The 12,348-nt window shown below is 73.9% G+C and carries 14 protein-coding genes and 6 pseudogenes; 10 read left to right on the top strand and 10 right to left on the bottom strand.

Features of this window, described 5'->3' with window-relative positions; genetic code table 11:
* The first annotated feature begins 156 nt into the window (after window positions 1-156).
* A complete protein-coding gene (locus ACYQ8Q_RS40645) occupies window positions 157-702 on the top strand; it encodes a TetR/AcrR family transcriptional regulator (protein ID WP_460073695.1) in 546 nt (181 codons plus the stop codon).
* Window positions 703-705: 3 nt separating this feature from the next.
* Here the strand turns inward: ACYQ8Q_RS40645 and ACYQ8Q_RS40640 are convergent, their stop codons facing one another.
* Window positions 706-1,332, bottom strand: coding sequence for an HAD family hydrolase (locus ACYQ8Q_RS40640; RefSeq protein ID WP_460071905.1), 627 nt, complete (start codon window positions 1,330-1,332; stop codon window positions 706-708).
* A gap of 135 nt (window positions 1,333-1,467) precedes the next feature.
* Between ACYQ8Q_RS40640 and ACYQ8Q_RS40635 the strand changes: the two genes are divergently transcribed.
* Entirely contained in the window at window positions 1,468-2,667 is a 1,200-nt protein-coding gene (locus tag ACYQ8Q_RS40635) for a serine hydrolase domain-containing protein (protein ID WP_460071904.1), read from the top strand.
* On the opposite strand, the gene ACYQ8Q_RS40630 is transcribed toward ACYQ8Q_RS40635, so the two are convergent.
* Together ACYQ8Q_RS40630 and ACYQ8Q_RS40625 are read right to left on the bottom strand one after the other, a co-directional pair.
* Window positions 2,579-2,806: a ferredoxin gene (locus tag ACYQ8Q_RS40630; RefSeq protein WP_460073694.1), complete on the bottom strand. Its 228-nt coding sequence runs from the start codon at window positions 2,804-2,806 to the stop codon at window positions 2,579-2,581. The two genes, ACYQ8Q_RS40635 and ACYQ8Q_RS40630, sit on opposite strands and share 89 nt — an antisense overlap.
* A 41-nt stretch (window positions 2,807-2,847) precedes the next feature.
* A pseudogene (locus tag ACYQ8Q_RS40625) lies at window positions 2,848-3,051 on the bottom strand (cytochrome P450); the annotation flags it as partial.
* 339 nt (window positions 3,052-3,390) lie between these two features.
* Between ACYQ8Q_RS40625 and ACYQ8Q_RS40620 the strand changes: the two are divergent.
* Window positions 3,391-4,014, top strand: coding sequence for a LysE family transporter (locus ACYQ8Q_RS40620; RefSeq protein WP_460071902.1), 624 nt, complete (start codon window positions 3,391-3,393; stop codon window positions 4,012-4,014).
* 13 nt (window positions 4,015-4,027) lie between these two features.
* Here the strand turns inward: ACYQ8Q_RS40620 and ACYQ8Q_RS40615 are convergent, their stop codons facing one another.
* Window positions 4,028-4,456 carry a nuclear transport factor 2 family protein gene (locus ACYQ8Q_RS40615; protein ID WP_460071900.1) on the bottom strand — a complete coding sequence of 143 codons (429 nt, stop codon included), beginning with the start codon at window positions 4,454-4,456 and terminating at the stop codon, window positions 4,028-4,030.
* A 134-nt stretch (window positions 4,457-4,590) separates the two neighbouring features.
* Between ACYQ8Q_RS40615 and ACYQ8Q_RS40610 the strand changes: the two genes are divergently transcribed.
* Window positions 4,591-5,037, top strand: a complete 447-nt coding sequence (locus ACYQ8Q_RS40610) for a nitroreductase family deazaflavin-dependent oxidoreductase (RefSeq protein WP_460071898.1) — start codon at window positions 4,591-4,593, stop codon at window positions 5,035-5,037.
* 90 nt (window positions 5,038-5,127) lie between these two features.
* Here the strand turns inward: ACYQ8Q_RS40610 and ACYQ8Q_RS40605 are convergent.
* A pseudogene (locus ACYQ8Q_RS40605) lies at window positions 5,128-5,310 on the bottom strand (cation diffusion facilitator family transporter); the annotation flags it as partial.
* Between the two features lie 53 nt (window positions 5,311-5,363).
* Between ACYQ8Q_RS40605 and ACYQ8Q_RS40600 the strand changes: the two are divergent.
* Window positions 5,364-5,573, top strand: a pseudogene (locus ACYQ8Q_RS40600) (glutathione S-transferase family protein); the annotation flags it as partial.
* Window positions 5,567-5,662, top strand: a pseudogene (locus tag ACYQ8Q_RS40595) (DUF4235 domain-containing protein); the annotation flags it as partial. The pseudogenes ACYQ8Q_RS40600 and ACYQ8Q_RS40595, both read left to right, overlap by 7 nt.
* A 666-nt stretch (window positions 5,663-6,328) precedes the next feature.
* Here ACYQ8Q_RS40595 and ACYQ8Q_RS40590 read toward each other — a convergent pair.
* Window positions 6,329-6,496: pseudogene (locus ACYQ8Q_RS40590) on the bottom strand (VOC family protein); the annotation flags it as partial.
* A gap of 31 nt (window positions 6,497-6,527) precedes the next feature.
* Between ACYQ8Q_RS40590 and ACYQ8Q_RS40585 the strand changes: the two are divergent.
* A pseudogene (locus tag ACYQ8Q_RS40585) lies at window positions 6,528-6,710 on the top strand (VOC family protein); the annotation flags it as partial.
* A gap of 35 nt (window positions 6,711-6,745) precedes the next feature.
* On the opposite strand, the gene ACYQ8Q_RS40580 reads toward ACYQ8Q_RS40585, so the two are convergent.
* Window positions 6,746-7,213, bottom strand: a complete 468-nt coding sequence (locus ACYQ8Q_RS40580; RefSeq protein WP_460071896.1) for a pyridoxamine 5'-phosphate oxidase family protein — start codon at window positions 7,211-7,213, stop codon at window positions 6,746-6,748.
* A 160-nt stretch (window positions 7,214-7,373) separates the two neighbouring features.
* On the opposite strand from ACYQ8Q_RS40580, the gene ACYQ8Q_RS40575 reads away from it, so the two are divergent.
* Together ACYQ8Q_RS40575 and ACYQ8Q_RS40570 are read left to right on the top strand one after the other, a co-directional pair.
* A complete protein-coding gene (locus ACYQ8Q_RS40575; protein ID WP_460071894.1) occupies window positions 7,374-7,736 on the top strand; it encodes a DUF1304 domain-containing protein in 363 nt (120 codons plus the stop codon).
* Complete coding sequence (locus ACYQ8Q_RS40570; protein WP_460071892.1) at window positions 7,733-8,296, top strand: TetR/AcrR family transcriptional regulator; 564 nt, start codon at window positions 7,733-7,735, stop codon at window positions 8,294-8,296. The genes ACYQ8Q_RS40575 and ACYQ8Q_RS40570 overlap by 4 nt, the downstream gene beginning before the upstream one ends.
* A gap of 7 nt (window positions 8,297-8,303) precedes the next feature.
* Here the strand turns inward: ACYQ8Q_RS40570 and ACYQ8Q_RS40565 are convergent, their stop codons facing one another.
* The gene (locus ACYQ8Q_RS40565) at window positions 8,304-9,161 is read right to left on the bottom strand and encodes a hypothetical protein (RefSeq protein WP_460071890.1); all 858 of its coding nucleotides are present in this window, start codon (window positions 9,159-9,161) and stop codon (window positions 8,304-8,306) included.
* A gap of 61 nt (window positions 9,162-9,222) precedes the next feature.
* A complete protein-coding gene (locus ACYQ8Q_RS40560) occupies window positions 9,223-10,185 on the bottom strand; it encodes a GlxA family transcriptional regulator (RefSeq protein ID WP_460071889.1) in 963 nt (320 codons plus the stop codon).
* A 71-nt stretch (window positions 10,186-10,256) separates the two neighbouring features.
* Here ACYQ8Q_RS40560 and ACYQ8Q_RS40555 point away from each other — a divergent pair, with 71 nt between their 5' ends.
* Window positions 10,257-11,207, top strand: a complete 951-nt coding sequence (locus ACYQ8Q_RS40555) for an NADP-dependent oxidoreductase (RefSeq protein ID WP_460071887.1) — start codon at window positions 10,257-10,259, stop codon at window positions 11,205-11,207.
* A 7-nt stretch (window positions 11,208-11,214) separates the two neighbouring features.
* Here ACYQ8Q_RS40555 and ACYQ8Q_RS40550 read toward each other — a convergent pair whose 3' ends face one another.
* Complete coding sequence (locus ACYQ8Q_RS40550; protein WP_460071886.1) at window positions 11,215-12,321, bottom strand: NAD(P)-dependent alcohol dehydrogenase; 1,107 nt, start codon at window positions 12,319-12,321, stop codon at window positions 11,215-11,217.
* Between the last annotated feature and the right edge of the window lie 27 nt (window positions 12,322-12,348).

The following is a 12,348-nucleotide window of genomic DNA, read 5'->3' as shown; positions in this document are numbered from 1 at the left end:
GTCTCCTGGGGGTGTGACTGCGGCCGGCTGCGACGACACCTGGAGAACGAGCGTTCTCCGGTACGCTGCCAACGTAGAGAACGAGCGTTCTCCCCGTCAAGGCGGAGCCGACGGGGAGGACCCGGCAGAGGGATCGGGAGCACGGTGATGGTGGCCATGGACGGCATGACGGCGCGCGAACAGGCGCTCGACGCCGCGGAGACGCTGTTCTACGGGCGGGGTGTGCAGTCCGTGGGGATGGACGAGGTCCGGGCCGCCTCGGGGGTCTCGCTCAAGCGGCTGTACCAGCTCTTCCCCGCGAAGGAACTGCTGGTGGAGGCCTATCTGGAGCGCCGGGACCTGCGCTGGCGGGGACGGCTCGCGGAGTTCGTGGCGCGGCGGGAGGAGCCCCGGGAGCGGATCCTCGCGGTGTTCGACTGGCTGGAGGCGTGGTTCGCCGAGCCGGACTTCCGGGGCTGCGCCTGGATCAACGCGTACGGCGAGCTGGGCGCGACCTCGGAGCGGGTGGCGGAGCGGGTACGGGCGCACAAGCGGGCGTTGCGGGAGTATCTCGGCGCGCTGGTCGCCGATGCCGGGCTGTCCGGCGCCCTGACGGGACCGCTGTTCCTGCTGGCCGAGGGCGCGATGGTGACGGCCGGGATCGACGGGGCGGCCACACCGGCCGCCGAGGCGCGTGAGGCGGCCCGGCTGCTGATGGGGTGAGCCTCAGGCGAGGGGCAGGGGAGCGCCCGGGTCCACCGTGAATCCGGCGCGCTCGAGGACCCCGGCACCCAGCGCGCTCACCAGTGCCGGTACGAGGTGCCGGTCGTCGCCGGGCAGCGGTACGGCCTCGGTAGTGCCGGCGACCGCCTCCAGGTCGGCCGGCCCGCGTCCCGCCGGGAGCGCGATTCGGGCCTCGAACACGGGACGCCCCTCGACCGCGGCGAGGGTGAGGACGGGGTGGGGCGCGGTGCGCAGCCCCGCGCGTGCGGCGAAGGCGCGCTCCCGGGCGTCCTCACCGACGAACACACACGCGTCGGCCGGTACCGCCGGGACCCCGTCGCGGGCGGTGGCCGCGACGGCCCGTTCGAAGATCGCCGGGCTGTCCTTCGCGCCCCAGAGCACCAGCGCCTCGTCGGGGAAGCGGCCCGGGAACGCGGTGTGCAGGGCGGACTCGGCCCGGGCGACGGCGGCTTCGCCCGGGCCGGGGTGGGACACGATCCCCTTGCGGAACTCGGCGAAGGTGTCGAGTACGGCCAGGACACGCGGCCGGGGCGTGAGGGTCAGGGAGCCGTCGGCGTCGACGGCCGCGTCCGCGAGGGTCGCTCCGATGTCGAAGAAGAGCACGGGCATGTCGGCGCCTCCGCACGGTGATCGGGTTCCGCCGTCGACCCTGGCCCGCTGGGCCGTGTGCAGCAACCCGGGCGGCGATCCGCCCGGGGCGCACGGAGGCTTGCCTTCTTGGCCGTTCACCCCCGGGAGCCCCCCATGCCGCTGCCTTCCGCACCCGACCACCGCACCCCGCTCCACCGGCGGCCGCGGGCCCTGTCCGTCCTCGTCGTCTGCCTGGGCGCGCTGGCCCCGGCGGCCGTGGCCGACCCGGCCGGTGCCGCCTCGGTGACGCCGGACGACCGTACGCTGCACCGCCGGCTGGAGGCGTTCGTCGACGGTCCCGGTGGGCCACCGGGGGCGATCGCCGTACTACGCCGGGACGGGCGGACGCGGGTCGTGCGGGCGGGTGTCGCCGACCTCGCCACCGGCCGGGCGCCCCGGACGACCGACCACATGCGTCTCGCGAGCACGGCCAAGGCGTTCAGCGGGGCGGTGGCGCTGAGCCTGGTGGACCGCCACCGGCTGCGGCTGGACGACACCCTGCGCAAACGACTCCCCCAACTCCCCTCCGCCTGGGGCAAGGTGACGCTCCGCCAGCTCCTGAACCACACCAGCGGACTGCCGGACTACTCGGAGTCCCCCGTGTTCCTGGCCCAGGTGCAGGCCGACCCGCACCGCCGCTTCGATCCGCACCGACTGCTCGACTACGTGGCCGGCCGGCCCCTGCTCTTCCGGCCCGGGACCCGGTACCACTACTCCAACTCCGACAACATCGCCATCGCGCTGATGGCGGAGGCGGCCACCGGGACGCCGTACGAGAAGCTGCTGCGCACGCTGGTGTACCGGCCGCTGGGGCTGCGCGACACGAGCTTGCCGCAGGGCTACCGGCTGCCCGTGCCCTACCTCCACGGCTACGACGTCACCCCGCCCGGGCCGCCGGTGGACGTCAGCGAGCTGCTGAGCGCCTCCGGCGCCTGGGCGTCCGGCGGGATCGTCTCCACGCCCGCCGACGCGACCCGGTTCGTCCGGGGCTACGCCGGGGGCGCGCTGTACGGCCCGAAGGTCGTCCGGGAGCAGCGGCGGTGGCGGCCCGGCGCCTCGCAGCCGGCCGGGCCGGGGCGGAACACCACCGGCCTCGGCATCTTCCGGTACCGGACGCGCTGCGGTGTGGTGCTCGGGCACACGGGCAACTTCCCCGGCTACACCCAGCTGATGGCCGCGACCCCGGACGGCCGCCGCTCGCTGACGTTCTCGGTGACCAGTCAGATCAACGAGACCCAGACACCCGCCGTGCTGGCGCGGATGCGCGCCCTCCAGGAGGACTTCGTCTGCGCCCTGCTGCGGGGCAAGGGCTGACCCGGGGGCTCCCTCGGGTCACGCCGTCCTCCCGGCCGGGCAGCAGTGTGCTGAAGCCGTCGTCGTCCTGGGTGAAGACGCCCGGTGCGGCCAGCGCGCACTGACCGGCTCGGATGCGGACGTCCGTGTCGATGCGGATGGGTCCGCCGGTGGGGGTGTCGCCGCGCAAGGCCGTAACCCTCACCAGGTCACGGGGAGTTCGAGCATCCCCCGGATGATGTCGCCGGGTCTCCAGCGGACGCCCTAGGCCGGGATCGCGAGCCGCAGGCCGGGGAGGCGCGCGACGAGGGCACCGAGGGCGATCTCCAGCTCGGCGCGGGCCAGGTTCCGGCCGAGACACGGGTGGATGCCGAAGCCGAACGCCACGTGGTGGCGGTCGTCGCGTGGCCGGTAACCAGCAGGATGACGGCCAGGGCGATCGCGCCCTCGCGGTCCACGGTGCCGTCGCGCAGCCGCTCGTGGACTAGGTGTATTGATCACGAGCGTTGTTGACACCGGCGGGTCTTGAACATGGCGAAGACCTCCGATGTGGTGGAGCTGTCTAGGACTGCACCGCACGGAGGTCCTCGGGACGGAAATCCACTTGCCGGTGGGCGGGGGCGAGTCGCAGGATCCAGCCATGTCCCGATGCACCGTTCTGCTGCCGCCACTGTCCGACGCCGTCCTTCCGGCGCGGCACCGGCAGCAGCCCGGCCGTCCCCGGAGGCCCGATCCCGTGCGCCGGTGACGGCCGCGCTCGTCGCGGGCCTGATCGCGGGCTACGGCATCGCCGTACCCGTCGGGGCCGTCGCGACCTACCTCGTCTCCCTCACCGCCCGCACCTCCCTGCGCACCGGCGCGTGCGCCGCGCTCGGCGTCGCCACCGCCGACGGGCTCTACGCCCTCCTGGCCACCGTCGGCGGGTCCGCGCTCGCCGCCGCGCTGCGGCCGGTGCTGGTGCCGCTGCGCTGGGCCTCGGCCCTGGTGCTGCTGGCCCTCGCGGCACGCGGCGCCCTGACGGCCGTACGCCAGTACCGGGCCCACCGGCTCGCCACCCGCTCCGTGCCCACCCCGCCCACCGCCGCCCGCGCCTACCTCGCCCTGCTCGGCATCACGCTGCTCAACCCGACCACCGTCGTCTACTTCGCCGCGCTGGTGCTCGGCACCGGTGCCACGGACGCCGTACGCCCCCTGGAACAGGGCACGTTCGTGCTGGCCGCCTTCGCCGCGTCCGCGAGCTGGCAACTGCTGCTGGCCGGCAGCGGCGCTCTACTCGGCCGGACCCTGACCGGCCACCGCGGACGCCTCGCGACCGCACTCGTGTCGAGCGGGGTGATGATCGTGCTGGCTGTCGGGATGGTGGTGTAGGCCTCCTGGGGGGTCAGGGGGTGAAGGCCCGGGCGACGGCCAGGCTGTCCTCGTACACGTGGTGGCGGACGACCAGGCCGTCGCGGACGGTGAGGTGCAGGGCGAAGGCCGCCCGGTAGGGGCGCCCGGTGGGGGCGGCGGTCTGCCGGATCTCGCCCAGCACCACCGCGTCGGCGCCGTCGACGAGGACGCGCTCCACGCGCGTGTCCGCCGCCCCGGGCGTGTGCTGGGCGGCCAGGGCCCGGAAGTGGTCGGCCGCCTCGGCGCCGGTGGCACGATGCCGGATCCAGGGCGTATCGGCGCGGCCGTGCTCGTCCTCGGGCCAGGACAGCCGCCAGTCGACGCCGTCGGCGTACAGGGCCGCGATCCGCTCCGGGTCTCCCTCGCCGATACGGCGCAGCAGCTCCTCGATCACGGCGCGGGTGCCGGTGGTCTTCGTCATGGCTCCGAGTGTGCCGACGGGGTGCGGGCGGCGCGATTACCCGCGAGGTAAGGGGGGCGGATGAATCGAGGGGGCAATGGTGTTGAAGGGGTCAGCCGGTCGTGAGCGACCATGTGACGAAAGGGACGGATGCCATGCCTCTCGAAGGCGAGTACGAGCCCAGCCCGACCCAGTGGGTGCGGGAGCAGGTGGAGTTGTACGAGAGCTCCGGCGGCACCGAGGGGACCACGCTGCGGGAGACCGGGCTCCCGGTCATCCTGCTGACCACCCGGGGCGCGCGCAGCGGCAAGCTCCGCAAGACCCCGCTGATGCGGGTCGAGCACGACGGGCGGTACGCGCTCGTCGCCTCCCAGGGCGGGGCGCCCACCCATCCGGTCTGGTACCACAACCTCGTGTCCGACCCGGAGGTGGAGCTCCAGGACGGTCCCGCGAAGCAGGACATGACGGTCCGTGAGATCAGCGGTGCGGAGAAGGCCCAGTGGTGGGAGCGTGCCGTCGCCGCTTTTCCGCCGTACGCCGACTACCAGAAGAAGACCGACCGGGAGATCCCCGTGTTCGTCGCCGAGCCGCAGAGCAGCTGACCGCACGGCGCTGACCGCACGGCGGCGGCGCACGCGTAGAAAAATCTGTCGCCGGCACGCATGAACCGGCCCGCACCGGGCACCCGACAGTCAGGCCCCGCCGCGCTCCCCCGTCGCGGCGGGGCTCTTGCGCGCCCCGGGCGGCGGACGGTCGGTGACGTCGAGGAAGATCGCGTCGCCGATGGCGCGCTTGATCCGGTCGGCGACCTCCTCCACCCGCTCGCTGTCCAGGCCCGGCATCAGGTCCACGCGTGCGGCGCCGAGGGCCGTGTCCTTGCGGCCGGGCCGGGCTTCGGCTTCGGTGTCGTCCCGCTCACGCGAGCCGGCTGCCCCGGCAGGTCGGGATCACACCGTGCCGTCGGCGGAAATCGGGGAACCCGGGAAATCGGTCAGGGGGACGGCGACCGGGCGACCGGTGCGAGCATGCGGGAGGTCCCATGAGCGGCCGGGGCGGCCGGCCGGTGACGGCCGGGCGCTACCGTCTGGTGGTCGGCCGTGCCTGCCCGTGGGCGAGCCGGGCGGTGATCTCGCGGCGGCCCGAAGCGCGGCCGACCGCACGGGTGCCAAGGCCATCGAACGCTCGACGGGTACTTGGCCGACGAAGGAGAAGGGCGGCCGGGCCTGAGCGGCGGGGCCTGAAGCCGCCCGGGCTGACTGGGCCGGGGCTGGCCCAAGGGCCGGGGCTGAGGGGTGGACTGAAGTGGCACGGCGGCTCGGTCGGGGTGAAGCTACCCGGGCGGATTGGCCAGGCCTGAAGCTGTCCGGACCGGAGGACGGGGTGGTGCCGGCACGGGCCGAAGAGCCGGGGCTGAACCGGCCCTTCGGCCGAAGCCCTCGCCGCCGACGCAGCCGGGGCTGAGGCTGGGGAGGCAGGCTGGAGCGGCCTGGGCTGCAGAGCGCCGGAGCTGCAGGGCGTTTGGGCTGAGGAGGCGGGGCCGAGGAGGCGGCGCTGAAACAGCCCGGTCCGAAAGACCGGCCCCGGATCGGCCCGGTCCGAGACTGCTGGAGCCACGGTGCCCCGGGGGAAGCTGCCGCAGCCACAGCGCCCCGAGGAGAAAGCCTCCCGAACCGCACGCCCCCGAGAGCACCCCGAGGAGAAAGCCTCCCGAACCGCACGCCCCCGAGAGCACCCCGGGGAGAGAGCCTCCGGAACCGCACGCCCCGAGGGATAGCCGCCGTAGCCACAGTGTCCCGGGAGACAGCCCCCCGCAGCCGCAGTGCCCCTGGGAGAAAGCCGCCGGAACCGCATCAGTCCGGGTCGCGAGGTGTTCGGCAAAGGCGCTTGCGGTGGTCAGCCGTGTTTGGGGGTGGTCGGGGTGGTGTGGCGCAGGGTGAAGGAGTGGCCCGCCGGGTCGGCGTAGCCGCGTTCCTTGAGTGGGCCCGCGGAGCCCTTCGTGTCCAGGGGGCGGCCGCCCAGGCCGACGACAGCGTGTTCGGCCTCGTCCAGGTCGTCGACCACCGCCCGTCCCCGACCTCGTGGAGGAGACGACATGGCCGTGGTGAAAGCGGGAGTCGTGGTGCTCGACTGTGCCGAGCCGGAGCAACTCGCCGAGTTCTACAAGGAGCTCCTGGACGCTGAGGAGACCGAGGTGTCCGCCCACCGCGTCGAGATCCGCAGCGCCGACGGTACCCGGCTGGCCTTCCGCCGCGACGCCCACGCGACCCCGCCGAGCCGGCTCCCGTCCCGGACCTTGCGGATACCCCGGTTTCAGCCGGCCACCAGCCACTCCCCGTCCCGCATCACCTCGCACCCCCCGGTCTCCTCCTCCCGGGTCCGCCAGGACCGGATCCGCTGCGGGCGGATGAGGAAGTACAGGTGGGGCGCGGCCAGTTCACGGGGGTCGAAGCCGGTCTTGCCGGCGAAGATCTCGGCGTCCTCCTCCGGAAGGTCGGCGGGCGGGACGGCGACGGCCCGGCCCTCGATCATGACCACGTCGTCGGCCGGGCCGACGGCGAGACGTGCCACACCGGTGTCGTGCAGGGCACGGCCGGTGGGCGTGGTGACCGGGGCGGCGACCAGCAGGACGGCGCCGTCCCAGACGTAGGAGAGCGGGGCCAGCTGGGGGGCGGCGCCGTCCTCGGCGGCCGTGGCGACCCAGACGTCGACGTCGTGTTCCAGCCGGTGGAGCGTGTCGTGCTTGCGCTGCTGCGCGGTGCGTGCCGGTGCTGGGGTCATGTCTCCAGTGTGGCCGCGGCCCGCGCCGCCGCACCCCGGGCGAGGAGACCGTGGAGACCGCCGTGTCCACGGTCACGGCACACCCCCCTGGACTTCCTGGACAGGTGTCCCGTTATAGTGGACACCTGTCCAGGAAGTTGCGGAAGATCAGAGGGAGATCATGGAAATTCTGGCCGGTGTACTGGTCGCGCTGGTGGCGCTGCTGCATCTCTACATCCTGGTGATGGAGATGTTCCTGTGGCAGAAGAAGCCGGGGATGGGCTTCCACGGGTTCGACGCGGAGCTGGCGCGGCGGACCGCCCCGATGGCCGCCAACCAGGGCCTGTACAACGGGTTCCTGGCGGCGGGCCTGGTGTGGGGGCTGGTCGCCGGGGACCCGACCGGGTTCGCGGCGCAGGTGTTCTTCCTGTCCTGTGTGATCGTCGCGGGCGTGTACGGCGCGGTCACCGCCAACCGGCGGATCCTGGTCGCCCAGGCGCTGCCGGGCGCGCTCGCCCTGGCCGCCGTGCTCCTCGCGCAGTGATCCGGGCGGAGGCCGAGGACCCGAGGGCGGCCCGGACCCGGGCCCGGCTGCGGGCCGCGCTGCTGGCGGAGTGCGCGGAGCGGCCGCTGGAGGAGGTGGGCGTGGCGGCGCTGGTGCGGCGGGCCGGTGTCGGCCGGGCCACCTTCTACGTCCACTACCCCGACCTGGAGGCCCTCGCCGTCGACGCGTGCGCGGATGTCGTACGCGAGGCCGTGGAGGCGTTGCACGCCTGGCAGGGGCGGCCGGACCCGGTGCGGGCGCCGGCCGCCCTGGCGGAGTTCTTCGCCTCGCTCACCCCGCATGCCCCGCTCTACCGCACCCTGCTCGCACCGGGCGGCGGCGGTCCGCTCGGCCGGGTGCTCCACCGGGACCTGCGGGCCTACAGCCTGCGGGAGCGTGAGCGGGCGGGCGCGGCGGACGCCCCGCTGGTGGCCTCGGCCGTCGCCGCGACCTTCGCCGGTGTGCTGGCCGACTGGCTGCACGGCGACCTCGGCGGCACTCCCGGTGAGATCGCCGACCAGGTCTGGCAGTTGCTGGTCGCCCTGCACGCCAGCCGCTGAACCGCCCTCACTTGCAGGCCACCGCCTTCTTCGCCTGCGGCCAGGCCTCGACTCCGTCGGGGGTACGGACGTAGGCCGTCGTACGGTCCTTCGTCAGCCACAACCGCCGGTGGCCGTAGCGGTATCCGGTGTCGTGGGCGCCGGCCGGCATCCGGACGTCGCCGTCGTACGGGGCGGTGAGCAGGCCGGGTTCGAGCACACCGTCGGGGTCGCGGACGTACTGGCGGTAGTCCTCGCCCCGGCCCATCCCCAGGAAGTGCGCCTTCTCCCAGCCGCAGTGCTCCGCACCCGCGTGGCTGGTGACGGCGGTGGTCGGGACGCGATGTCCGTCGCGGTCGGTCCAGATCTCCAGACCGATCGAGTCGGTGAAGCTCGCGGGGAGTTCGGCCGGGTCGCAGGAGGCGTTCGTCTCCGGACCCCAGCCCGGCCGGCCCTTCTGGTCCTCGGCGACCACGACCGCGACCTTCGTCCGGCCGCCGACGTCGTACGAGTACAGGACCCGGCCGTCCGCCTCACGCTCCACCCGGTAGCCGGAGTCCGGGACCTGCGGCTGCACCATGTCGAAGAAGAGCCGTAGCCCGTCCTCCGGGGTGTCACCGCCGTCGCCGCTGCTCCAGCCGTCGGGGCCATCGCCGTCGTAGATCTCGCCGTCGCACTCCAGCGCCCGGCCCGCGGCCCCGGACTCGGCCAGCAGGGCCTGCGGGGTGTACGTGTCGAGCGTCGTCGTCGCGATGTCCAGGCGTCCGGTGTACGGCGTCGCCGGCGGCGTTCCCTCGACGACCAGGTCCGCCTTCTCCCCCGCCCCCGCCCCGCAGCCCACGGCCGCCACCAGTGCCGCCGTCACCGCCGCCAGCCCTCTGCGCATGCGTGCCCCCGTCCCTCCGGTCGATCCCGTGTCCCTACGACGCCGGGGCGGGCCGGTACGTTCAGCGGGCCGCCTGGAACGTTCTGCGGTAGGCCTGCGGGGAGACCCCGATCGCCGCGTGCAGGTGCTGGCGCAGCGAGGCGCCGGTGGCGAAGCCGACCCGGCCGGCGATCTGGTCCACGGAGAGGTCGCTGGCCTCGAGCAGCTGCCGGGCGTGCGCCACCCGCTGCTGGATCAGCCAGCGGCCGGGGCTGATGCCCACCTCGTCCTGGAAGCGGCGGGCGAAGGTGCGCAGGCTCATCCGGGCGTGCGCGGCGAGGTCGGTGAGGGTGAGGGGCTCGCCCAGGTGCGCGAGGGCCCAGGCCCGGGTGGCCGCCGTGCTCGCCGGACCGGCCTCGGGCACCGGCTGTTCGATGTACTGCGCCTGCCCGCCGTCGCGGAACGGCGGCACCACGCAGCGGCGGGCCACCTTGTTGGCGAGTTCGCTGCCGTGGTCCTTGCGGATCAGATGCAGACAGATGTCGACGCCGGAGGCCGCGCCGGCGGAGGTCAGCACCCGGTCGTCGTCGACGAAGAGGACGTCCGGGTCGAGGTCCACCTGCGGATACATCCGGCGGAAGTGGTCCGCGCAGTTCCAGTGAGTGGTGGCCCGGCGGCCGTCGAGGAGTCCCGCGGCGGCGAGGAAGAAGGCGGCCGTGCAGATGGAGACGATCCGGGCGTCGGGACGGATCCGGGCCAGGGCCTCGGCCAGGCCCGGCGGCAGCCCGGCCGTGAGCCGGTCGGGGGCGACGGGCGCGATCACGACCGTGTCCGCGGTCGCCAGCGCCTCGGGGCCGTGCTCGACACCGATCGTGAAGTCGGCGTTCGTCCGCACCGGGCCGCCGTCGACCGTGCAGGTCAGCACCTCGTAGCGGCCGTCGGCGGCGCCGAGGATCCGGCTCGGCATACCGAGTTCGAAGGGGTAGACGCCGTCGACGGCGAGGACGACGACTCGGTGGCGGTCGGGCTTGGCGCGATGCGGCATGGCACGATTCTATCGGAGGTTGGCATTCATGCCATTTCCCGGCGGGCCGGGGCCCGGCAGGCTGGTCCACCATGAGCACTGTGAACACCATGCGCGTCATCGGCCAGGACGTCCTCGGCGGCCCCGAGGTCCTGAGGGAGAGGGACGCGGAGCGGCCCGCGCCGCGCGCGAACGAGGTACTGGTACGGGTGCGCGCCGCCGGCGTCAACCCGACCGACTGGAAGCACCGCGCCACCGGCGGGTTCCTGGGCGAGCCGCCCTTCGTCCTGGGCTGGGACGTCTCCGGGGCCGTCGAGGCGGTCGGCGTCGGGGTCGCCACGTTCGCACCCGGCGACGAGGTCTTCGGGATGCTGCCGTACCCGTGGGGCCACGGCTCGCACGCCGAGTACGTCATCGCGCCGGTCCGCGCCCTGTGGCACAAGCCGGAGAGCATCGACCACGTCCAGGCGGGCGCGCTGCCGCTGGTCTCGCTGACCGCCTGGCAGGCGCTGGTGGAGAACGCCGGACTCGCGGCCGGGCAGCGGGTGTTGATCCATGCGGCCGCCGGGGGCGTCGGGCATGTGGCGGTGCAGATCGCCAAGGCGCGCGGCGCGTACGTCATCGGCACGGCCAGCGCGGGCAAGCACGACTTCCTCCGTGACCTGGGCGCCGACGAGGTGATCGACTACCGGGAGACCGACTTCGCCGAGGCCGTGAAGGACGTGGACGTGGTCCTGGACACGCTGGGCGGCGAGACCTCGGTGCGCTCGCTCCGGGTGCTGCGGCCGGGCGGGACCGTGGTGTCGATCCTGCCGGTGGGTTCGACGGAGTTCCACGAGGAGGCCGAACGGCTGGGAGTGCGGGCGGTGCGGATGCTGGTGGACGCCGACCGGGCCGGGATGCGGGCGATCGCCGAACTGGTGGAGGCGGGGAAGCTCCGCGCGACGATCGCCGGGACCTTCCCGCTGGCCGGTGCCGCCGAGGCGCACAGGCTCGGCGACACCGGCCGGACCACCGGGAAGCTGGTCCTGACGGTGGACTGACGGTCGTTCAGAAGGTCAGCACCGGCTTGATGGTCTTGCCCGAGGTCATGTCCTGGACCGCCTGGCCGATGTCCTCGAAGGCGTAGGTGCCGATCAGCCGGTCCAGCGGGAGCCGCCCCGCCTTGACCAGCTCCACCAGGGCGGGGATGAAGGTCTGTGTCTCGCTGTCGCCGAGGGTGAGGCCGACGACCCGCTTGCCGCCGAGCAACCCGTTGACGTCCAGGGCGACTTCGCTGCCGAACGGCGGTGCGCCCACGACGACCAGGGTGCCGCGGGCGGCGAGCGCGTCGACTCCCTGGCGCAGCACGGCCGTACTGCCCGTGGTCTCCACGATCCCGTCGGCTCCCCGGCCGCCGGTGATCTCGGCGACGGCCTCGCCGAGCGCGGCCCCGCCGGCGTCCACGGTGTGGGTGGCACCCAACTCCTTGGCGAGTGCCAGGCGTTCGGCGACCCGGTCGACGGCGATGATCGTGGTGGCGGGGCTGAGGGCGGCGGCCATGACGGCGGACAGACCCACGGCTCCGGCGCCGAGGACGACGACCGTGTCACCTGCGGTGGGCCGCAGGACGTTCCAGACGGCGCCGACACCCGTCTGCACACCGCAGCCCAGCGGGGCGATCGACGTCAGCGGGACGTCGGGGTCGACCTTGACCAGGCTGCGCTCGTCGACCAGGGCCCGTTCCGCGAAGGAGGACTGACCGAAGAAGTGCCCGCCGAGCGGCTCGCCGTCGCGGCTGATGGTGCTGGTGCCGTCGGCGCGGCGGCCCCCGATGAGGTTCAGCGGCAGCCAGGTCGCGCAGTAGGCGGGGTGACCGCCGTGGCAGTTGCGGCACTCACCGCAGGAGGTGAAGGAGAGGACGACATGGTCGCCGGGGGCCACCCCGGTGACGGCCGCTCCGACCGCCTCCACGACCCCCGCGCCCTCGTGGCCGAGGACGCCCGGCAGCGGGAAGGGCAGTCCGCCGCCCTGCACGCCCAGGTCGGTGTGGCACAGGCCGGCCGCCACCAGCCGGACCACCGCCTCGTGCGGGCCGGGCTCGGCGAGGACGACCTCGGAGAGGGTGAACGGCGCTCCGGCGGACTCGACGACGGCCGCGCGTGTGGTGATGGACATCGGTGGAACTCCCTTTGCTGTACGGCG

It is taken from the genome of Streptomyces sp. YKOK-I1 (assembly GCF_054660435.1).
The sequence above is the reverse complement of the archived record's forward strand: the minus strand, read 5'-3'. Positions and strand labels throughout refer to the sequence as shown.